Source organism: Mycobacteroides sp. LB1 (genome assembly GCF_013449725.1).
GTDB lineage: Bacteria > Actinomycetota > Actinomycetes > Mycobacteriales > Mycobacteriaceae > Mycobacterium.
Genome location: NZ_JACCFF010000005.1, coordinates 236649 through 256699 on the forward strand (window position 1 = coordinate 236649; position 20051 = coordinate 256699).

16 protein-coding genes are annotated in these 20051 nt (G+C 65.0%); 4 read left to right on the forward strand and 12 right to left on the reverse strand.

Going from position 1 to position 20051, the window contains the following annotated elements:
* The first annotated feature begins 29 nt into the window (after window positions 1-29).
* Window positions 30-449: a DoxX family protein gene (locus MLB1_RS19380; protein WP_180751472.1), complete on the forward strand. Its 420-nt coding sequence runs from the start codon at window positions 30-32 to the stop codon at window positions 447-449.
* Here MLB1_RS19380 and MLB1_RS19385 read toward each other — a convergent pair.
* Window positions 433-1374 carry an endonuclease/exonuclease/phosphatase family protein gene (locus tag MLB1_RS19385; protein WP_180751604.1) on the reverse strand — a complete coding sequence of 314 codons (942 nt, stop codon included), beginning with the start codon at window positions 1372-1374 and terminating at the stop codon, window positions 433-435. The genes MLB1_RS19380 and MLB1_RS19385 overlap by 17 nt on opposite strands.
* Window positions 1375-1426: 52 nt before the next feature.
* On the opposite strand from MLB1_RS19385, the gene MLB1_RS19390 reads away from it, so the two are divergent.
* Entirely contained in the window at window positions 1427-1930 is a 504-nt protein-coding gene (locus tag MLB1_RS19390) for a nuclear transport factor 2 family protein (protein WP_180751473.1), read from the forward strand.
* Window positions 1931-1939: 9 nt separating this feature from the next.
* Here MLB1_RS19390 and MLB1_RS19395 read toward each other — a convergent pair whose 3' ends face one another.
* The 9 genes from MLB1_RS19395 to MLB1_RS19435 all read right to left on the reverse strand — a co-directional run bounded on the left by MLB1_RS19395 (window position 1940) and on the right by MLB1_RS19435 (window position 13975).
* Window positions 1940-3229, reverse strand: a complete 1290-nt coding sequence (locus MLB1_RS19395; protein WP_180751474.1) for a HAMP domain-containing sensor histidine kinase — start codon at window positions 3227-3229, stop codon at window positions 1940-1942.
* Entirely contained in the window at window positions 3226-3936 is a 711-nt protein-coding gene (locus MLB1_RS19400) for a response regulator transcription factor (protein ID WP_180751475.1), read from the reverse strand. The genes MLB1_RS19395 and MLB1_RS19400 overlap by 4 nt, the downstream gene beginning before the upstream one ends.
* Before the next feature lie 49 nt (window positions 3937-3985).
* A complete protein-coding gene (locus tag MLB1_RS19405) occupies window positions 3986-4549 on the reverse strand; it encodes a hemophore-related protein (RefSeq protein WP_180751476.1) in 564 nt (187 codons plus the stop codon).
* Between the two features lie 145 nt (window positions 4550-4694).
* Window positions 4695-5027, reverse strand: coding sequence for a hemophore-related protein (locus tag MLB1_RS19410; RefSeq protein WP_180751477.1), 333 nt, complete (start codon window positions 5025-5027; stop codon window positions 4695-4697).
* A 49-nt stretch (window positions 5028-5076) separates the two neighbouring features.
* Entirely contained in the window at window positions 5077-8058 is a 2982-nt protein-coding gene (locus tag MLB1_RS19415) for a bifunctional [glutamine synthetase] adenylyltransferase/[glutamine synthetase]-adenylyl-L-tyrosine phosphorylase (RefSeq protein WP_180751478.1), read from the reverse strand.
* 1 nt (window position 8059) lies between these two features.
* Window positions 8060-9400 (reverse strand): glutamine synthetase family protein, encoded by a 1341-nt coding sequence (locus MLB1_RS19420; protein ID WP_180751479.1) that lies wholly within the window; start codon window positions 9398-9400, stop codon window positions 8060-8062.
* 38 nt (window positions 9401-9438) lie between these two features.
* Window positions 9439-10968, reverse strand: coding sequence for an alpha/beta hydrolase (locus tag MLB1_RS19425; RefSeq protein ID WP_180751480.1), 1530 nt, complete (start codon window positions 10966-10968; stop codon window positions 9439-9441).
* Window positions 10969-11003: 35 nt separating this feature from the next.
* Complete coding sequence (locus MLB1_RS19430; protein ID WP_180751481.1) at window positions 11004-12533, reverse strand: alpha/beta hydrolase; 1530 nt, start codon at window positions 12531-12533, stop codon at window positions 11004-11006.
* Between the two features lie 59 nt (window positions 12534-12592).
* Window positions 12593-13975, reverse strand: a complete 1383-nt coding sequence (locus tag MLB1_RS19435; RefSeq protein WP_180751482.1) for a wax ester/triacylglycerol synthase family O-acyltransferase — start codon at window positions 13973-13975, stop codon at window positions 12593-12595.
* 187 nt (window positions 13976-14162) lie between these two features.
* Between MLB1_RS19435 and panB the strand changes: the two genes are divergently transcribed.
* On the forward strand, window positions 14163-15008 hold the full coding sequence (gene panB / locus MLB1_RS19440) for a 3-methyl-2-oxobutanoate hydroxymethyltransferase (RefSeq protein ID WP_180751605.1): 846 nt from the start codon (window positions 14163-14165) through the stop codon (window positions 15006-15008).
* A gap of 18 nt (window positions 15009-15026) precedes the next feature.
* Here the strand turns inward: panB and MLB1_RS19445 are convergent, their stop codons facing one another.
* Window positions 15027-16859 (reverse strand): fatty acyl-AMP ligase, encoded by a 1833-nt coding sequence (locus MLB1_RS19445; RefSeq protein WP_180751483.1) that lies wholly within the window; start codon window positions 16857-16859, stop codon window positions 15027-15029.
* A gap of 269 nt (window positions 16860-17128) precedes the next feature.
* On the opposite strand from MLB1_RS19445, the gene MLB1_RS19450 reads away from it, so the two are divergent.
* Window positions 17129-18613 (forward strand): CYTH and CHAD domain-containing protein, encoded by a 1485-nt coding sequence (locus MLB1_RS19450; protein ID WP_180751484.1) that lies wholly within the window; start codon window positions 17129-17131, stop codon window positions 18611-18613.
* On the opposite strand, the gene MLB1_RS19455 is transcribed toward MLB1_RS19450, so the two are convergent.
* Window positions 18614-20038 carry an RNB domain-containing ribonuclease gene (locus tag MLB1_RS19455; protein ID WP_180751485.1) on the reverse strand — a complete coding sequence of 475 codons (1425 nt, stop codon included), beginning with the start codon at window positions 20036-20038 and terminating at the stop codon, window positions 18614-18616.
* Between the last annotated feature and the right edge of the window lie 13 nt (window positions 20039-20051).

The following is a 20051-nucleotide window of genomic DNA, read 5'->3' on the forward strand; positions in this document are numbered from 1 at the left end:
ACGCCAGAATTGGTTTAGCATCCTGTGCCATGGCCTCCTCCAGCACCAACGCAGTCGCCAAGCTCGACGGCGCCACACCCCTTGTCCTGTCGCTGTTCCGCATCGTCGTCGGTTTCCTATTCGTCTGCCACGGCACGGCCATCCTTTTCCGCTGGCCAGAGCTGGCGGATATGCCGCCGATCGAGTCATGGTCGCTGGGCTGGTGGGCCGGCACCATCGAGTTCCTCGCCGGTGTCGCAATTCTGTTCGGCGCAGGCACGCGAATCGCGGCCTTCATCGCATCGGGCACGATGGCGGTGGCCTACTTCACCCAGCACCAGAAGTTGGGGCTGCTGCCCATCGTGAACCAGGGCGAGTTATCCGCCCTGTACTGCTGGGCCTTCTTCCTCTTGGTGTTCACCGGTGGCGGATCGCTGTCGATAGACGCGGCACTCAAGAAGAAGAGCTAGGCACCACCACCGTGGCGATGAGCGCCCGGTGGTCCGTGCCATAAATCGCCTCGGTGCGTACCTCTTTGGCCGTCGCGCCACGCGTGAGCACATGGTCGATCCCGATCAGCCTTGTGTACCAGCGTCCTTCGCGCCAGGTCGGCACCCAGCCGGTTCCTGCCTGATCGACGGCGTCGGCGAATCCGCCGGTGAGGATCTGCCGAAACGCGAAGTGATCGTACGTGGCGTTAAAGTCACCGCCAACAATGACTTTGACGTCGGGACGAAGTGCTCCTAACTGCCGCCCGATGGTGTCCAGCTCGGTCAGCCAGCCCGGCGAACTCATATCCTTCTCCGGTGGGCGGGTGTGCACGGCTACCAGCATGACCGGCCCGACTCCGGGCACCTCGGCCTCTGCCCAGATCTGCCGGAAGGCGTAGCTCTGATCGTCCTGGTGCACGGGAGTCAACGGATATCTACTCCAGATCCCGGTGCCCGCGGCCTTCGGTTCGGCGATGGTGTAGGAGTACGGAAGCACCGAATCAATACCCGCAGCAACGAGTTTCGCCCGAGCTTCCGGGGTCAGCTCGTTAACGGTCACCACACCCGCATCGTGTTCGCGAATCGTCGCCACCACTGCCCCGGCATCGCCGGCACCGAAGCGCAGGTTGATCTGCAGCACGGTGATGGTTGTTCCCTGCAGATGACTATCGGGCAGGTACAGCGGTGCGATGGCCAGAACCTGCAGCGCGATCACCACTACCGCCGTCATCACACCCCACCACTGCCGTACCAACAGGAACAGCAACAGCGCCAAGATCATCAGCACACAGGTAAGTGGCCACGCGGCGGCCAACCCGATCAGCGGCGACCAGCTCGACCGCGCCCAGCGGGACGCGATGGCCAGCACGGCGACGATGCTCAGCAGCCAACCCAGCGCCCCCACGGCGGTCCGTCCTCGCACCTCAGGGACGGTACCTTATGGCACTCTTTTACCCATGCCGTCATTCAGCCGCGCCGAACTCGAGGAAGCGTTCGCGCAACACCAGGCCACCGTCCATCGCTGTATCGAAACCGGCGACTGGAACCCCTATGCCGAGATGTACACCGAGGACGCCCTCTACATCGAGCATGTGGTGGGTCGCCTGCAGGGCAAGGAGGCCATCCGGCAGTACATCACCGCGGTCATGGCAGATTTCCCCGGCAACCACATGCCGAGCCTGCCCGCCACCTGGACGGTGTTCGATCCCGAAAAGGGTTGGGTGGTCTGCGAAATCGACAATGTGATGAGCGATCCGGGTGACGGCAAGCATTGGGGTGAACCGAACCTGACCGTGCTGCATTACGCCGGGGACGGCCTGTGGTCGCAGCAGGAGGACGCTTACAACCCCGCCAACATGGTCAAGATGGTGCGGCGCTGGTGCAAGGCCGCCGAGACCTCGGGGAACCTGCCCGACGAGGCCCGCGAATGGCTCGCCAAGTACGGGTCACGTAAGAACTAACCGGCAGATCTATTCAGCCAAGATCGTCAGCGTCGCCCGCAAACCGCCCATCGGGCTTGAGGACAGCACCACGTCACCCCCGTGCAACGCGGCCTGCTGCGCGACGAGCGCCAGCCCCAATCCCAGCCCGCCAGGGTTGGCGCCGGGTCCGCGTTCGAAACGTCCGAGCACTCGTTCCCGGTCCGCCTCCGGCAGACCACTACCGTCATCGTCGACCTCGATGACCAGCCGGTTGTCGATCCGATTCGCGGACAGCACAACATGTTTGGCATTGCCATGGTTGATGGCGTTGCGCACCAGATTGTCCACGGCCAACCGCAAACCGTCAGGCCAGCCCAGCACCACACCACCATCGTCGGCGTTGACGGTGATCTCCGGCGCGGCGGCGGGGTGCATCAACGCATCTCCGGCCACCCGATCCAGCAGATCCGCGATATCCACCAGCTCGCGGTCCTCGGGCCGAGCCAGGTCCCCGGAGGCCAGCTGGCCGAGTGCGGTGATGGTGGCCTCAACGCGTCGCTGCGCGCGCTGCAGGTCGCCGATCACCTCCGTGTGTTCCTCGTTCGACAGGTCGTGTGCCCGCAGAGTGTCCAGGTCGGCACGCATCGCGGTGAGCGGGGTCCGCAGCTCGTGGGCAGCGCTCGCGGCAAAATCGCGAGCCGCGAGAAGGGATTTGGTGGTTTCGGACTGCGCCGCCGAGACCCGGCCGAGCATCGCAGCCAGGGCGTCGGCAAGCTCTTCGGCCTCGCGGGCGCCGCGCACCGCGGCTACGTGCAGGCCATCGGTGTCGAGCTGACGGGTCTGTTCGGTGAGCTGGCGCAGTGGTCGCACCGCGCGCCCGCCGAACAGCCACGCGAAACCGCCTGCCAGCAGCATCGATAGCACACCGACGGCAATGAACACCGGGATTCCGCGGTGGTTGACCAGCACCGCGTCGGCCCTGGTCCCCAGTGAGATCACGGTCTGCTCTTCGGGGTTCGGGACGGTCCGGACGCGGTAAGTGGCACCGCCGACGGTGACATTCTCGGTTCCCGGCGGCAGCTTCGGCAGCTCGACACCCCGGAAGATCACCAGCCCTCCGCTTTGGGCGTCACGGACGGTGAGCACAAATGTGGTGTCCCCGTGCCGAGTGGTGGCCTGTACCGCGTCCACCAGCACGTCCAAGCGTCGATCAAGTTGCTGAGTATCGTTGCGTACCAAGGTAATACCGGCGACAATACCGATAAGCGCCACCACCAGACCGGTAGCCAGGAATGCCGCGACCGCTACCCGGGTACGCAGCGAGAGCGAACGTTTCACGGCTCTTCTCTCATCACGTATCCGACCCCCCTGACGGTGTGGATGATCCGCGGGGTTCCCCCGGCTTCCAGTTTGCGACGCAAATAGCTCACGAAGACATCGGCCACATTGGTCTCGACGTCAAAGTCATACCCCCACACCAGTTCCAGCAGCCGAGTGCGGCTGAGCACCACCCCGGTGTTCTCCGCCAGCACCACCAGGAGATCGAATTCGCGCTTACTCAGTTCGACGCGTTCACCACCGGAGAAGACCAACCTGCGGGAAACGTCGACGGTGACCTGTCCAACGGTGATGGTGGAGGTGGCGAGGCCACCACCACCGGCGCCGCGACGGCGCAGCAGTGCGCGCAGACGCGCCACCAGCTCGCCAAGGTCGAAGGGTTTCGTCAGATAGTCGTCGGCGCCTGCCTCGAGGCCGGCGATCCGATCGTTGACGGTGTCGCGCGCGCTGAGCACGCAGATCGGAATGTCATTACCCAGGGCCCGCAGGGCGGTAACCACTGCCACGCCATCCAGCTCGGGCATCTGCACATCGAGCACCAGGGCATCGGGTTCATCGGCCGCGAGCTGGGTAAGCGCATCGCGGCCATCGACGGCGACCCGGACGTCGAAACCCGAGTGACGTAGCCCGCGGGCTACCGAGTTCCTGACATCCGGGTCGTCATCGACCATCAACACCTTGTGACGGGCGGCAGTTTCGTGAGTCATCGCTGCCTAAGGCTAGGCCTCATTCCGAGCCGCCCGTCTCATGGTGTTGTTAGGCGTCCTGCTGATCGACCACGGCGGTGACGGCGGGCGAAGCCGGCTTCGCCGGAGCTGCGGGCGCTGCCTGCTCGGTGTTGGCGGTCTCCTCGGCCGGCTGCTGCTGCGGCGCGAAGGGATTCCACGGCTGCTGCGGCTGCTCGGCAGGAGCATTCTCGGTGGCGGGCTGTGCAGGCTGGCCGACCAGACCTGCAGGCGCAGCGGGGGCCGGCTTGTCGTCATCGGTGTCCGCACCGCAGCTGCTCTTCAGGCCCGTCAGCGGCTGGCGGATCTTGTCGAGCTCGGCCTTGGCGGCGGGCTGACCATCCAGGTAGGTCTTGATGGCTTCACGTCGCTCGCCCTCGGGTGCGCCCTTGGCGGCCTTGGTGATGCCGTCGTTGATCGTCGGGTTCTTGTCCAGGTAGCTCGCGACCTGGCTCGACACAGTCGAATGGGTCCGGGCGAACTCTGCAGCGGTGCAATCGCCGGGCTTGGCAGTGGCCGCACCCGCGAATGCCAGGGCGCCGGCAACAGCACCGGCACCAACAACACCACTGAGTACAGCAGAGGTGAACTTCATGGAGTACTCCTTGTTCAGCATTACAGCCGACGATGTGCCGACTCGTCCGGGACGCTATCGAGCGTTGGTTGGACGGTCATGGCCCTAACGTTAAGGAACCATTAGAAGCCGGGCAGAAATTACGTCGGTGAAGTTCGTCGGGTGCCTACCCCTCGGACCAGCACCTGGTCTTGAAGTCCTGAACCGGCTGCCGGATCGCGTCCAGGTCGGCCTTGGCAGCGGGGTTGGCGTTGAGGTACACCTGCACCGCGTCATGCTTCGCCTCACCGTCTCCGGGGGTGTTCTTGAGTGCGTCGCTCATCCCGGTGTTGACGTCGGGATGCCTCTCCAGGTACTCGGCCCGCTTGGTTGACGCCACCGCATCGAGCCGAGCCTCCTCCGAGACGGTGCAGTCACCCGGCTTCGCCTGGGCGGGTGCTGCGATGCCGAGGGCGGCTGCCACCACGCCGACACCCACGATGATCGATGTGCACTTCATGAACCACTCCTTGAAAGGTCTGGATCAGCCGATTGGGATCGGCACGAAGCTACTCCCCAAAGACGCGCTGTACGACCGCTTTCGCACGCCTGGTCACCCGCAGATAATTGTCCAGGAACTCGCCGCCGTCGTGATCCGGCCAGCCCGCCGCGGCAGACACCGTGTTGAGCAGCCGGCCGGGGCCGGGCAGCTGGTCGGTGGGCTTGCCTCGCGCCAGCACCAGCGCATTGCGGGCATTGGTGGCGGTCAGCCAGGCCTGCCGCAGCAGTTCGGCATCCTCGGCGTCGACAAGGCCCGCCTCTGCCGCGGCGTGCAATGTCTGCAGGGTGGAGGTGCTGTGCAGGGATTGATGTTCGTGGGCGTACCGCAACTGCAGCAGCTGCACGGTCCACTCCACATCGGCCAGCCCGCCGCGGCCCAGCTTGGTGTTGGTATTGGGGTCGGCCCCGCGCGGCAGCCGCTCGGCATCCACCCGTGCCTTGATCCGGCGGATCTCGCGCACCGCGTCCAGGGCGATACCGCCGGCGGGATACCGCGTCTTGTCGATCATGCGCAGAAACCGCAGCCCGAGATCGGCATCCCCGGCGACACTGTGCGCGCGCAGCAGCGCTTGCACCTCCCATGCCTGTGCCCATTGCGCGTAGTACGTCTCGTAGGCCGCCAGCGTGCGCACCATCGGCCCGTTGCGCCCCTCAGGACGTAGTCCCGTGTCGACCTGCAGGGGCGGGTCGGTACTCGGCGCACCGAGCAGCTTGCCAACCTTTTCAGCCACCGACGCCGACCATCCCGCGGCCTCGGCATCGGTGCTATCGCCACGCGCCTCGCACACGTAAAGGACGTCGGCATCGGATCCGTAGCCCAGTTCACCGCCACCCAGACGGCCCATCCCGATGACGGCTATCGCGGCCGGTGCCTCGGAATCTGCGGGGACACTTGCCTTGACTACCGCGTCCAGGGCCGCCTGCAGCACCGCCACCCACACCGATGTCAGCGCCTGACACACGTCGATCACATCCAGCAGGCCCAGCAGATCGGCCGAGGCCACCCGCGCCAACTCCCGGCGCCGCAATGTTCGTGCCGCCGCGATCGCCCGCTCCGGGTCGGCGTGCCGGGCCGAGGACGCGATCAGCGCGCCCGCCACTGAAATCGGTTCGGCCTCAAGAAGTTTGGGGCCGCTAGGCCCGTCGCCGTACAGCTGGATCACCTCGGGTGCCCGCATGATGAGATCCGGCACATAGGCGGAGGTGCCCAGGATCTGCATGAGCCGCTTGGCCACCGCGCCCTCATCGCGCAGGGTGCGCAGGTACCAGGTCTGGTCAACCAGCGCCTCGCTCACCCGGCGATAGGCCAGCAGCCCGGCATCCGGATCGGGGGTATCCGCCAACCAGTCTAAAAGCGTTGGCAGCAGGATAGTTTGGATGCGCCCGCGGCGGCCGCCCTCCTTGGTCAGCGCGGACAGGTGACTGAGCGCATGCTGCGGTGACTGGTAACCCAACGCAGCGAGCTGGCGTACCGCAGCCTCGTTCGAGAGCCCTAACGCTTCCTTGTCGAACTCGGTCACCGATTCCAGCAGCGGTTGGTAGAACAGCTTGCTGTGCAGGCGGGACACTCGCATGGCCTGGCGTTTGATCTCTGCCCGCAGCACCCCGACGGCGTCGTTCTGCCCGTCCGGGCGCACGTGAGCGGCGCGCGCCAGCCAGCGCATCGCCTCGGTGTCCTCCGGCGCGGGCAGGGTGTGGGTGCGCTTGAGGCGCTGCAGCTGCAGCCGGTGCTCCAGCAGCCGCAAGAACTCATACGAGGCGGTGAGGTTCGCGCTGTCGTCGCGCCCGATGTATCCGGCTGTGGAAAGCGCCGCTAGTGCCTCGATAGTCGACGCGACATGCAGCGACTCATCCACCCGCCCGTGTACGAGTTGCAGCAGCTGCACCGCGAACTCGACGTCACGTAGCCCGCCGGTGCCCAGTTTGATCTCACGCTCGCGCAGCTCCGCTGGCACCAACGATTCCACTCGGCGACGCATGGCCTGTACCTCGGTTACGAAATCCTCACGCTCGCAGGCGGTCCACACCATCGGCATGAGTGCGTCTACGTATGCCTTGCCCAGTTCCGGATCGCCGACGGCGGGACGCGCCTTCAGTAGTGCCTGGAATTCCCAGGTCTTGGCCCACCGTCTGTAGTACGCGATATGGGAATCCAGGGTGCGCACCAGCGCCCCCCGCTTGCCCTCGGGCCGCAGCCCCGCATCCACCTCGAAGAAGGTGCTGGAGCCGATGCGCATCATCTCCCCGGCGACGCGGGTGGTCAGCGAATCAGCCTCCTCCCCCACGAAGATGACATCGACATCGCTGACGTAGTTGAGTTCGCACGCACCGCATTTGCCCATCGCGATGACCGCGAGTCGGGGCGGGTCCTGCCCATCGGGAACCACCAGTGACACCGCGACGGCCAGCGCCGCCGTCAACGCCGCATCGGCGAGATCGGACAGGTGCTGACCCACCACCGGGAACGGCAACACCGGTTCGTTCTCGACGGTGGCCGCCAGGTCGAGTGCGGCGAGTACCAATAGCCGGTCTCGATAAGCGTCCCGCAGCGCAGCGATGGCAGCGGGCTCGGATACCGAGGCGCGTCCCCCAACGGAGCCGACGGCAGTTAAAAATCGTTCCTGTAGAGCATCTTTGGACTCCAGCTCGATTTCCCCGACCAGCAGACGCCAACGATCGGGGTGCGCCACCAGATGATCGCCGAGTGCCAGTGAAGATCCGATCACCGACAGCAGTCGGCCTCGCATGGCGGCGTCGTCGCTCAGCTCTCGATCCAGTGCGGCCCACTCGGTTCCCAGCGCCTCGCGGAGCCGGATCAGGGTGAGTAACGCGGCGTCGGCATCGGGTGACCGTGAGAGCGACCACAGCTGCGCGATATGCGTCTCGGTGGTCCAGCCCAGCTCTTCGAGCAGCGAGGCGGCCCGTGCATCGACGAGCCCCAGCCTTCCAGCGCTGGGAACCTTCGAACGCTCGGTGGAGGCTCGGGTCACCTCACAAACCCAAGTAGGCCCGCAGTTCGAACGGGGTCACATTGCTGCGGTAGCGCGCCCACTCGGCCCGCTTATTGCGCAGGAAGAAGTCGAAGACGTGCTCTCCCAAGGCTTCCGCTACCAGCTCGGAACGCTCCATGGCGATGAGCGCGTTCTCCAATGTGCTGGGCAGTTCCTTGTAGCCCATGGCCTGCCGCTCGGCGGCGGTCAGCTGCCAGACGTTGTCCTCGGCCTCGGGTCCGAGCGTGTAGCCCTGCTCCACTCCGCGCAAGCCGGCGGCCAGCAGTACCGCATACGTCAGGTACGGGTTGCAGGCCGAGTCGGGGCTGCGCACCTCGATGCGACGTGAGGACGACTTGCTGGGCGTGTACATAGGAACCCGCACCAGCGCCGAGCGGTTGGCCGCACCCCAGGATGCCGCCGTCGGCGCCTCGCCGCCGTGCACCAGACGCTTGTAGGAGTTCACCCACTGGTTGGTGACAGCGCTGATCTCGTTGGCGTGCTCCAGGATTCCCGCGATGAAGGACTTGCCGACACTCGAAAGCTGCAGCGGGTCATCGGGGTTGTGGAAGGCGTTGGTATCGCCCTCGAACAGGCTCATATGGGTGTGCATCGCACTGCCCGGGTGATCGCTGAACGGCTTGGGCATGAACGTGGCATGCACACCGTCGATGATCGCCACTTCCTTGACCACGTTGCGGAAGGTCATCACGTTATCGGCCATGGACAGCGCGTCGGCGTAGCGCAGGTCGATCTCCTGCTGACCCGGCGCACCCTCGTGGTGGCTGAATTCCACCGAGATGCCCATGGATTCGAGCGCGTCGATGGCGTGGCGACGGAAGTTGGGCGCCGCCTCGTGCACGGCCTGGTCGAAGTACCCGGCGTCATCGGCGGGAATCGGCGCCGACCCGTCATCGGGCATGTTCTTCAGCAGGAAGAACTCGATCTCGGGGTGCACGTAGCAGGAGAAGCCCAAATCGCTCGCCCTGGCGAGCTGGCGACGCAGCACGTGCCGCGGGTCGGACCAGGACGGTGATCCGTCCGGCAGCTTGATATCGCAGAACATGCGTGCGGAGTGGTGCTTTCCGGCGCTCGTCGTCCACGGCAGCACCTGGAATGTCGACGGGTCGGGGTGCGCGACGGTGTCCGATTCGGAAATACGTGCGAAGCCCTCGATGGACGACCCGTCGAAGCCGATGCCCTCCTCGAACGCACCCTCTAGTTCAGCGGGCGCGATGGACACGCTCTTGAGGTAACCGAGCACATCGGTGAACCACAGCCGGACGAAACGAATATCGCGTTCTTCCAGCGTCCGCAGCACGAATTCCTTCTGACGATCCATGGGGAGAGGCTATTACATCTGCGTCGACATAGCGTCCGTCAGCACCGCACGTCCCTGGGTGGAACGGTGCCGTCGACGAAGTAGCGCGTGACGGCTTCGTCGACACAGGCCTCTCCGTTGAAGGCGACGGTGTGCTGGGTGCCCTCGTAACTGATGAGCGATCCACCCAACTGCTGCGCCAGTGCCACCCCGGCCTCATAGGGGGTCGCGGGGTCATGGGTCGTGGAGACCACCACCACCGGCGGCAGGCCGGGGGTCGACGGGGTGTGCGGAGCCGAGGTCGGCGGCACCGGCCAGAAGGCGCACATATCGCGCGGGGCATATCCGGTGAACTCGCCATAGCTCGAGAACGGCGCCTGCTGCCGCAGCGTCTTATCGGCCGCTACCCAGGGGGCGGAGTCCGTCGGTGTCGGCCCGTCGACGCACCGAATCGAATTGAACGCGTCCTGCAGGTTGTCGTACTGCCCCTGGTCGTCGCGCTCCTGGTACTGGTCGGCCAGCCACAGCAGGTCATCGGGTCCACTGCCGTCGACCAGGCCCGCCAGACCCGAGGTGAGGTACTTCCAATACCGCGGCGTGTACATCGCCTGGATAGTGCCGGTGATGGCGTCCTGGTACCCCAGGCCGCGCGGGTCGTTGGTCTTGGCGGGTTTGGCCACCAATGGATCGATCAGTTGGTGGAATTTCTTGACGGCCAGCGACGGATCGGTCCCCAACGGGCACTTGGGGTCCTTGGCGCAGTCGGCCGCATAGTCGTTGAACGCCACCTGGAACCCGGTCATCTGCCGGACGTTGGACTCCACCGGGTCGATAGTCGGGTCGATCGCGCCGTCGAGGACCATCGTGCGCACGTTCTGCGGGAAGTATTCGGCGTACTGGGTACCCAGCTCGGTGCCGTAGGAGTAGCCAAGGTAGTTCAGCTTACTGTCCCCGGACACTGCCCTGATGATGTCCATATCCCTTGCCGCGGAGGCAGTTCCGGCATTGGCAAGGAAATCCAGCCCCATCCGTTTTGCGCATTCGGCGACGTATTGGCGGTATACACCCTCAATGTGGGCGACGCCGGCCTGGCTGTAGTCGGCCAGCGGCTCCTTACGGAAGGCGTCGAACTCGGCGTCGGTACGGCATCGCAGGGTCGGTGTGGAACCGCCGACACCACGCGGATCGAACCCGACGATATCGAAGCTCTGCCCAATTGCGGATTCGGCCAGCTTGGCACCCATGCCGGCCGCCAGGTCAACGCCCGACCCACCTGGTCCACCGGGGTTGACCAGCAGGGCGCCGACGCGCTTGCCAGTGGCGGGCACCTTCAGCACGGCCAGCTGCGCGACTGCACCCGTCGGCTTCTCGTAGCTGACGGGCACCTTCACCTTGGCGCACCGTGCGGTCGGGATGCGGCTGGTGTCACCGACAAAGCCGGCGCAGCTCCCCCATGTGACCTGCTGGTCGTAGAACGCCTGGAGGGCGGGACCCGGCGCCGGGAGCGGCGTGGCGGCCGCGGGGATGGCCGGGATCGCAGCCGAGAACATCAAAAGAATCACCGGCAACGCCCGGCGCATCCGCATCATGGGCCACATCGTGCCACGTCGGACCCCAAAAGTGCTCAGCAGCGGGTGCCTTCAGCCGGAGTCGTGACCTTGATGAGATAGTCCTGGGCCGCTTGGTCGACGCACTGGTTCCCGTCGAACACGATGGTGTGCTTGGTTCCGTCGTAGGTAAGCAAGCCTCCGCCGAGCTGTTTGGCCAGCTCAACGCCCGCTTGGTACGGGGTCGCCGGATCGTAGGTGGTGGACACCACCAGCAGTTTGGGCAGACCGGGCACGTTGATGGGATGCGGCTTGCTGGTCGCCGGTACCGGCCAGAACGCGCACACACCCAGCGGAGCATTACCCGTGAACGTGCCGTAGTCCTGGAACGGCGCCACTTCCCGGATGCGCCGGTCCTTCTCGATGGCCTTGGCGCGGTCGGTCTGCGGCGGTTCGTCGACGCAGTTGATGGCGGTTTGCGCGTCCTGTGCGTGGCTGTAGTGACCTTCGTCGTCACGTTTCATGTACGCGTCGGAAAGCAGCTGCAGAATGTCGCCCCTGCCCTCGCTGAGTTCGCGCAGCGCCTTGGTGAAGGTGTCCCACAGTGTGGGCGAGTACATCACCATGATGGTGCCGATGATGGCGTCGGCATGAGAGAGACCGCGGCCGTCCCTGGTTTTGACCGGATGCTCGACGAGCGGGTCGACCATGGCCCGGTAGCGGGCCGTCGTCTGCGCCGGATCGGTACCCAGCGGGCAAGTCGGGTTCTTGGTGCAGTCAGCCGCGTAGTTGTCGAATGCCTTTTGGAATCCCGCGATCTGGTCGATATCGGCCTGGGTTGGATCGGCGTTGGGGTCGATCACGCCGTCAAGGATGAGGGCCCGCACGTTCTGCGGGAACTGCTCGGCATAGGTGGTCCCGATGCGGGTTCCGTACGAGTAGCCCAGGTAGGTGAGTTTGTCGTCGCCGAGCGCCTCGCGCATCCGGTCCATGTCCTTGGCGACATTCACGGTGCCGACATTGGCCAAGAACTCCTTGCCCACCTTGTCCAGGCAGCGCTTCACGAAGTCCTTGGAGTCCTGCTCCATGCGAGCAACACCCTCGGGGCTGTAGTCGGTGTCGTTCTGTGCACGCATCCGATCCACGTCGGCGTCGGTGTTGCATTCGATCGCCGGTGTGGACGAGCCGACCCCGCGCGGATCGAACCCGATGAAATCGAAGCGCTCCCGAATCTCCTTGGGCGCGTGCTTGACGATCTCGATGGCGGCCTCGATACCCGACTGTCCGGGGCCGCCTGGGTTCATCAGCAGCGACCCGATCTTGTTGCCCTTCGCCGGGTACTTGATGATCGCGAGCCGCGCCTTAGCTCCGTCGGGGTTCGCGTAGTCGACGGGAACCTCCAGTTCCGAGCATTGCGTGCTCGCCGGCACCGTCTGGTTCTCCGGGACAAACTCGCCGCACTCGCCCCAGTTCAGGGTGCCCTGCGACAGGCGCGCGGCCATCGCCTCGCCCTCCACCGAACGCACACAACCAGAGACGACGGCTACCACCGAGGCAAGAGCCAGTAGCGGCAGCAACCCAGAGCGGGCAAACCCACGAAACATCATGTCAGCCATGGTGCCATGAGCCCGCCAATTCCCCGCTCGCTGCGCTCGTGCCCGCCGGATTAGATGCGAGCCTTCAGCTCCTGCAGCGCCACGCCGAAATCGTCGGTCAGCGTGGACAGGTCGGGCATCAGATCGGGGCAGGAGATCAGGCCGACGTTGAGCTTCCCGTTCAGCGACATCACCGTGACGGTGAGCGCGGCGCCGTGAAAGATCGGCCCCAACGGGTACATCCCGATGACCTCGGCGCCCAAGAAATACAGCGGCACTTGTGGTCCCGGCACATTGGAAACCACCAGGTTGTGAATCACCGGGTGGCGGTCGGCCAACCGGATGCGCGAGTAGACCCGCATCGCGGTTCCGAAGACCGCAGGCGCCGCGAATTGGCTCCAGTCCTGCAGCAGGGTGGCACCCAGCACGGCGGTGTGTTCCTTGGCGACGTTGTTGGCCTCGGCGATCGCTCTAAGGCGATCGACTGGGTCATTCACGTTGGTTTCCAGACGGGAGAACATGCCCGACACCTGATTTCGGCCCGGCCGGTCCGACTTCTCGTGCACCGAAACCGGAACCATGGCCACCAACGAGCTCTCCGGGAGCTCGCCCCGATCCTCAAGGTACTTGCGCAGCGCACCGGCACAGATGGCCATTACGACATCGTTGACCTTGACGTCGAAGTGGTTCTTGACCGCGCGGACGTCCTCGAGGTCCAGCTGGGCGTACCCGATGTTGCGGCGGCTGGTGATCGTGGAGTTGAAGGAGGTGCGCGGCGCCGAGAAGGGCGCCGTCATCGCCTCGCCGCGCTTCGAGCGTTCCAGCCAGGCCGGGATGACCCCGATGGTCGCGGGCAGCAGTTTGGCGAACTTCAGTGGCCGCGACGCCCACTTGAGGGCTCCGGTGATCGCGATTTCGAGGCTGTTGGCGCCGCCCACGCCCGCGGCGGGTTCGGGTGCTTCCGCGTCTGGTTCCAGGCCGCAGAGCGCCGACATCAGGTTGGCGCCGGTAACGCCGTCGACGGAGGCGTGGTGCATCTTGGTCATAACCACCAGGCGGGTGCCGCCACCGGTCGCTCCGGTTTCAATGACCCACATTTCCCACAGCGGCCGGGCGCGATCCAAGGGCAGTGAGGCGACGTGTCCGCACATCTCCGCGATCTCGGCCCTGCCTCCGGGTGCGGGCAGGCCGACATGATGCAGGTGCCGGTCGATGTCGAAGTCGTCATCGTCGACCCACACCGGGTGATCCAGGTTCAGGCGGCTGTCGGCGAGCTTCTCCTTGAAGGACGAGATGCCCTCGACCCGTTCCATCAGCTTCGTCCGTAATTTCTCGAACGAGTAGCCACCAGGAATGGTTGTGGTGTCTAATTCCAGTACCCCGCACACGTGCATGGGTTGGGTGGGTGTCTCCAGGTAGAGGAAACTGGCGTCGAGTCCGGAAAGCCGCTGCATGCGCACAGGCTAGGCGAGCCGGGTATTCTGTCGTGACCAAATGCCGTGACTGCCGGTGTGATCAAATCCACCCTCTCTGTTATTCACCTCATCGCCACGCAGTGGCAGACTGAAGATCGTTAGAAACCCAGGGACCCAGACGGGCCTTGAGGAATTCGATCGATGAGGTGACTCATTCATGTCCGAGATGTCCGAATCTGCCTTGTATGGCGCTGCTTCCGACACGGAGCGCAAACCCCGCGTTAAGACCCGCGCGCACCACTTGCAGAAGTGGAAGGCCGAGGGCCACAAGTGGTCGATGCTCACCGCGTACGACTACTCCACCGCCCGCGTATTCAACGATGCCGGGATTCCCGTTCTGCTGGTCGGGGATTCGGCCGCGAACGTGATCTACGGGTACGACACCACCGTGCCGATCACGGCCGACGAGCTGATTCCATTGGCGCGCGGTGTGGTTCGCGGCGCCACCGAGGCGCTGGTGATCGCCGACCTGCCCTTCGGTTCCTACGAAGGTGGCGCTGCTCAGGCTCTCGCAACGGCCACCCGCTTCATGAAAGAAGCCGGCGTGCATGCGGTGAAACTTGAAGGCGGAGAACGGGTTGCCGAGCAGATCGCCACGCTGACCGCCGCCGGGATTCCGGTGGTCGCGCATATCGGGTTCACCCCGCAGAGCGTGAACGGCCTTGGCGGATACCGGGTTCAGGGCCGCGATGACGCCGCCGAGCAGCTCGTCGCCGATGCAATCGCCGTGCAGGAGGCCGGTGCGATCGCCGTCGTGATGGAAATGGTGCCCGCGGACCTGGCAACGCAGATCACCGGCAAGCTCACCATCCCCACCGTGGGTATCGGCGCGGGCAAGGACTGCGATGCCCAAGTGCTGGTGTGGCAGGACATGGCCGGGATGACCAGCGGCAAGACCGCCAAGTTCGTCAGACAGTTCGGTCAGGTCGGCGCGGAGCTACGCAAGGCCGCCGAGCAGTATGCCGATGAGGTGGCTCGCGGCGTATTTCCCGCCCCCGAGCACTCGTACTGAAGTTCTTCGTCGGAAACTTTAGGCACGCACGCCGAGCTTGCCGTCCAGATACTCCTGGCGGCACGCTCGGCGTGCAAGCTTTCCGCTGGTAGTGCGCGGTATCGCGCCCGCCTGAACCAACTGCACATCGGCAATGGGCAGGTTGTGGCGCCGTGAGACGGCAGCGCGAATGGCATCGACGATGGGCTCCGGATCGGCGCGACCCGCACCGGCGGCACGCTCGGCGACGATGACCAAGCGCTCCCCTGTCCCGTTGTCCTGGCCGACGCCGACAGGCAGCTCGTTCACGGGCGCCGAGAACGCCGCCACGAAACCATGCCGCACCGCGGCTGAGGCCTCCTCGACGGTGGCCTCGATGTCCTGTGGGTAATGGTTACGGCCGTCGATAATGACGAGGTCCTTGACTCGGCCGGTGATGTACAGCTCGCCGTCGAGGTAGACGCCCAGATCTCCGGTGCGGAACCAGGTGGCGCCGGGCTCGGTGTCACCGGCATGGCTGCTGTGGTCAAGCCGGGCCTGCAGCTTGTTGCGGAACGAGAAGTCGGTCTCCTTGGGCCTGCCCCAATAGCCGCGGCCGATGTTGTCGCCGTGCAGCCAGATCTCGCCGACTTCACCGTCGGGCAGCTCGGTGTCCGCGTTCGGGTTGACGATCACCGCCCACTGGCTGCGCGAAATCTTGCCGCAGGACACCTGTGGCACCGCGTTCTCGGCATCCGCGCTCACCCTGACCGCATGTCCGGCACCGAGCTGCTCGCGGTCAAGGTAGATCGCCGACGCCTCGGCGTCGGGGGCGATGGTGGAGACAAACAGCGTCGCCTCGGCCATGCCGTACGACGGTTTGATCGTGGTCGACGCCAATCCATACGGTTCAAACGCTTCGTTGAACTTGCGGATCGAGGCAATGCTCACCGGCTCGGAACCGTTGATCAACCCCGCCACATTGCTCAGGTCGAGGGTCTCCCCATCTTTGGGCAAGCCACGTTCGGCGGTGAGCTCGAAGGCAAAATTCGGGGCAGCTGCCAGGGTGCGGCCCAGCTTCGCCTCTGCCGCCAGTAGTTTGATCCACCGTCCAGGGCGACGTACGAAGGAGACCGGCGACATGAGGGTGACCCGGCCGCCACACAGCGGGAAGAAGGTCAATAACAAGCCCATGTCGTGATAGAGCGGCAGCCAGCTGACACAACGAGTGCTCTCGTCCAGGCCGAGGGACAAGATCATCTGCAACACGTTGGTCATCACCCCGCGGTGGGTGATCTCGACACCGGCAGGCACCCGGGTGGATCCGGAGGTGTATTGCAGGTACGCGATGTCGTCGGTATCCGGGGTCACCTTGACGTAGGTGTCGCCCACCGAATCGGGGACACTGTCGACGGCGAGCACACGCGGACGTCGGTCACGGGGCAGGCCACGCACGAACCGGCTGACGGATTCGGCCGCGGCGTTGTTGGTCAAGACGACGGTCGGCTCTGCGTCGGTGAGCACCGCGTCGAGCCGCTCGGAGTGACCGGGAAGTTCCGGAGCAAACAATGGGACCGCAATGTTTCCGGCCTCGATCGCCGCGAAAAAGCCGATAACATACTCGATGCCCTGAGGGGCCAGGATCGCGACGCGGTCGCCGGGCTTGGTTACTTGCTGGAGTCTCGCCGCAACCGCGCGAGAGCGCTGGCCAAGCTGCGTCCAGTTGAGGTCGTTAGGTTCGCCATCGGAGTTCGTGTTGAAGTCCAGATAGCGGTAGGCAAAGGCATCGCCCAGCTCGCTGATGGCACGCTCAAGGTAGTAGTTGACGGTATAGCCATCCGGCAAGACGATTTCGCCCTTACCGTTCAGGTACTCCTCAACAAGTAACTTCATGGTGACCTCGGTCTAGCTGTGGATACGGCTGGCGTCCCATGAGGGGACGATACCGACCACAGAACACCAACACCCGGCACCACACGCGGTGCGCAACGAATATCGCGTTCCAAACCGATACCCCGACCTTATGAGAACCCTAAGAGAATCTTAGATTACCCCGTGACGAGTCGTGACCATTGTTTACCTGAATGTGGCACCGTGTCGCGTAATCGTCTCGCCCGCGCACCCGAGCATCCCGTCCCTTCGACCGTCAGGGCACACATTTCATGCCATCTCAACACGTCGAGGTCGAGCGAAAGTTCGACGTCACGGACGCGACGATCAATCCGTCATTCGACGGAATCTCCGCCGTCACTCATGTGGAGCAGCAGCCCCAGCAACATTTGGACGCCGTGTACTTTGACACACCCGACAAGCGGCTGGCTCAACATCGCATAACCTTGCGTCGCCGCACCGGCGGTACCGACGCGGGATGGCATGTGAAGCTGCCTGCGGGGCCGGATACCCGAACCGAGCTACGTCTGCCCCTCGAGAGTAATGACGCGGATTCCCTTGCAGTCCCGGAAGAACTGCGTGACACCGTGCTCGCGGTGGTGCGCGAGAACGAGTTGGCTCCTGTCGCACGTATCAGTACCGCCCGCACGGTGCTGATACTGATCGGCGCGGACGGTGAGCAGCTCGCGGAATTCTGCGATGACCACGTGACCGCGGCCCGGCTGGTGGGCCAGGACTCCGATGAGGAGGGCTCCGAGCAGAGCTGGCGGGAATGGGAGCTGGAGCTGTCGGTTTCCGGCGACACCGCACTGTTCGACCGGGTCACCGCACGCCTACTCGACGCCGGTGCGGCCCCTGCTGGCCATGGTTCCAAGCTGGCCCGGGTTCTTGACGTGCCCGAACGCGAGCGCCCCCAAGGAACCGACTCGATCCAGCGGGCACTGCTCGAACAGCTGGACCAGCTACAGGGCTGGGACCGCGCGGTCCGGGTGGACACCGATGATTCGGTGCACCAGATGCGCGTCACCATCCGGCGCATCCGCAGCCTGTTGCAGTCGAATCCAGAGCGCTTCGGCCTGGACACGAATCCCGAGCCGCTCGACGAGCTCCGTCTACTGGCTAACATCCTCGGGGTGGCGCGTGACGCCGAGGTGCTCGCACAGCGGTACGAATCTGCACTCGCCGAGATCCCCGAGGAGCTGATTCGCGGCCCGGTGCATGAACGGCTGGTGGATGCGGCCAGGGAGCGGTACGACAACGGATTACACCGGTCCCTCGCGGCGATGCGCAGTCATCGCTATTTCCGGCTGCTCGATTCCTTGGACACGCTGGTAGCTTCCGCGGGCCCGGCACCGGGCACCCATCATTCGGATGAGGGCGGCTCGCTCGATGCTGCGTACCGCAAGTTGCGCCGTGCGGCGCGGGCGGCGGCGCGCGCCGAGGGCGAGTATCGCGATGAGGCGTTGCACCGGATCCGCAAGTCGGCCAAGCGCCTGCGCTATGTGGCCAGCGCGGAGGGCGCCAAGCGAATCGCCCAAGCAGCCAAGGATATTCAGGAGCTGCTGGGTGAGCATCAGGACAGCGTGGTGAGCCGCACCTATGTGGCCACGCAGGCCGCCGAGGCGCACACCGCCGGTGAGGACACCTTCACGTACGGGGTGCTGTACCAGCGTGACCACGATGCGGCCGAATCCGCACGCCACCAGGTGGAGACGACACTCAAGGCGCTCCGTAGGGCCGTGCGCTACAAGAAGTGATCAGCTGCCGTCGGCCGGAAAGCCGAAGAGCACGGTCCGGCTGTCCGGATCTGCTTCACGCAGGCTGAGTTTGGCCCGCTGACCCTCGGGCGGATCGCCTTCACAGCGGGCCAGGATTGGCGGATCGGTCACGAAAACCTCTGCGGGCCGCTTCTTTTCGGCACCCCGGAGCACCGCCGAATCAAAGGTCTGGCCCTTCTGCGGGGCGAGCACCGTGGCCTCGGTGAGGTCCACACAGGCCTTTTCCACCTTGTTGGCCAAGGTGTTCGAGCTCAGCAGCGACGATCTGGCGTCGGCAAGACCATCACGTGCCCATTGCGGGACCGGCGTGCCTGCGGATAGCGCCAGGCAGATTTCGGTGGCGAATCGATCCCCCAACCTGCGCAGTGGCGCGGTCACGTGTGCGTAGGGGGCGGCGATGCCCGCATGCTGGGCGGCCTGATCATCCGGGCGGTTTCCGTCGAAGACCAGGTAGGAAGCACCCCGCAGGAGTGTGGTGGCCTGTGTCATCATCGCCAATGTGGTTGTGGCGCAGGGGTCCAACGCGGCGAGCTGCGACCCTATCGGAATGTCGTTTACCCAGGGCAGTCCGAGCGCGTCGGCGGTGCGACGCATCCACCGACGCGCATCACCGTCCGCGGGCGGCAGCGTGCGCAGAATGCCGACATCGCCGTCGAGCATGATCTGCGCCGCGCAGATCCCGGTGAGCAGGGATATTTGCGCGTTCCAGCCGTCGGTTTCGGTACGGGCCTCGATGGCGAGTTCCCACTCGCCACTGCGGCCGCGCACCACTTCCTGGGACGGGAGGTTCAGTTCGATAGCACCCCTGGCCAGTCCGAGATCTCTTCTCTTGCGGCCAAATTCAGCGAGTACAGTGATGGCGGGGTGCGAGTGTCCGGCATCCGCGGCGTCCTGAGCTTCCCGGTAGGTCAACTGCAGTACCGATTTCACGAGGGCGCGCTGGACGCTCCAGTTGACCGGGTTGGCGTCGTCATCGGTTTCGATGCGCCATAGCGCGGCGGGTCGAATCTCGTTGGGCAGCAAGCTCGCCGAACCTTCGGAGAACACCGAGGGGTGTAGCGGCACCGAACCGTCGGGCAGGTAGATGGTCTCGCCCCGTTGGCGTGCCTCGAGGTCCAACGCGCTGCCGGGTTCAATCTGCGCGGCGACATCGGCGATGGCGTAGTGCAGCACATAACCATTGGTGGTGCGTTCCAGGTGCAGGGCCTGATCCAGATCACGCGACCCGGGCGGGTCGATGGTGACCAGCCCCAGGTCGGTGCGGTCGACGCGCTCACCGTGGTGACGGTCGACGGCCTGTTCGGCATCGCGCTGTACGTCGGAACCGAATTCGGCCGGAAGCGCGAACTCCGTACGGATGCCGTCGAAACTGAGGTCGCGGGCGACCAGTCGCTTCAACGTCACCACGTCAGGGTAG

Bases quoted from the DNA above. Each gene is read 5' to 3' on its own strand.
- MLB1_RS19380 (WP_180751472.1), top strand. From the start codon at position 30: ATGGCCTCCTCCAGCACCAACGCAGTCGCCAAGCTCGACGGCGCCACA.
- MLB1_RS19390 (WP_180751473.1), top strand. From the start codon at position 1,427: ATGCCGTCATTCAGCCGCGCCGAACTCGAGGAAGCGTTCGCGCAACAC.
- MLB1_RS19400 (WP_180751475.1), bottom strand. From the start codon at position 3,936: ATGACTCACGAAACTGCCGCCCGTCACAAGGTGTTGATGGTCGATGAC.
- MLB1_RS19405 (WP_180751476.1), bottom strand. From the start codon at position 4,549: ATGAAGTTCACCTCTGCTGTACTCAGTGGTGTTGTTGGTGCCGGTGCT.
- MLB1_RS19410 (WP_180751477.1), bottom strand. From the start codon at position 5,027: ATGAAGTGCACATCGATCATCGTGGGTGTCGGCGTGGTGGCAGCCGCC.
- MLB1_RS19420 (WP_180751479.1), bottom strand. From the start codon at position 9,400: ATGGATCGTCAGAAGGAATTCGTGCTGCGGACGCTGGAAGAACGCGAT.
- MLB1_RS19425 (WP_180751480.1), bottom strand. From the start codon at position 10,968: ATGATGCGGATGCGCCGGGCGTTGCCGGTGATTCTTTTGATGTTCTCG.
- MLB1_RS19430 (WP_180751481.1), bottom strand. From the start codon at position 12,533: ATGATGTTTCGTGGGTTTGCCCGCTCTGGGTTGCTGCCGCTACTGGCT.
- MLB1_RS19435 (WP_180751482.1), bottom strand. From the start codon at position 13,975: ATGCAGCGGCTTTCCGGACTCGACGCCAGTTTCCTCTACCTGGAGACA.
- panB (WP_180751605.1), top strand. From the start codon at position 14,163: ATGTCCGAATCTGCCTTGTATGGCGCTGCTTCCGACACGGAGCGCAAA.
- MLB1_RS19445 (WP_180751483.1), bottom strand. From the start codon at position 16,859: ATGAAGTTACTTGTTGAGGAGTACCTGAACGGTAAGGGCGAAATCGTC.
- MLB1_RS19450 (WP_180751484.1), top strand. From the start codon at position 17,129: ATGCCATCTCAACACGTCGAGGTCGAGCGAAAGTTCGACGTCACGGAC.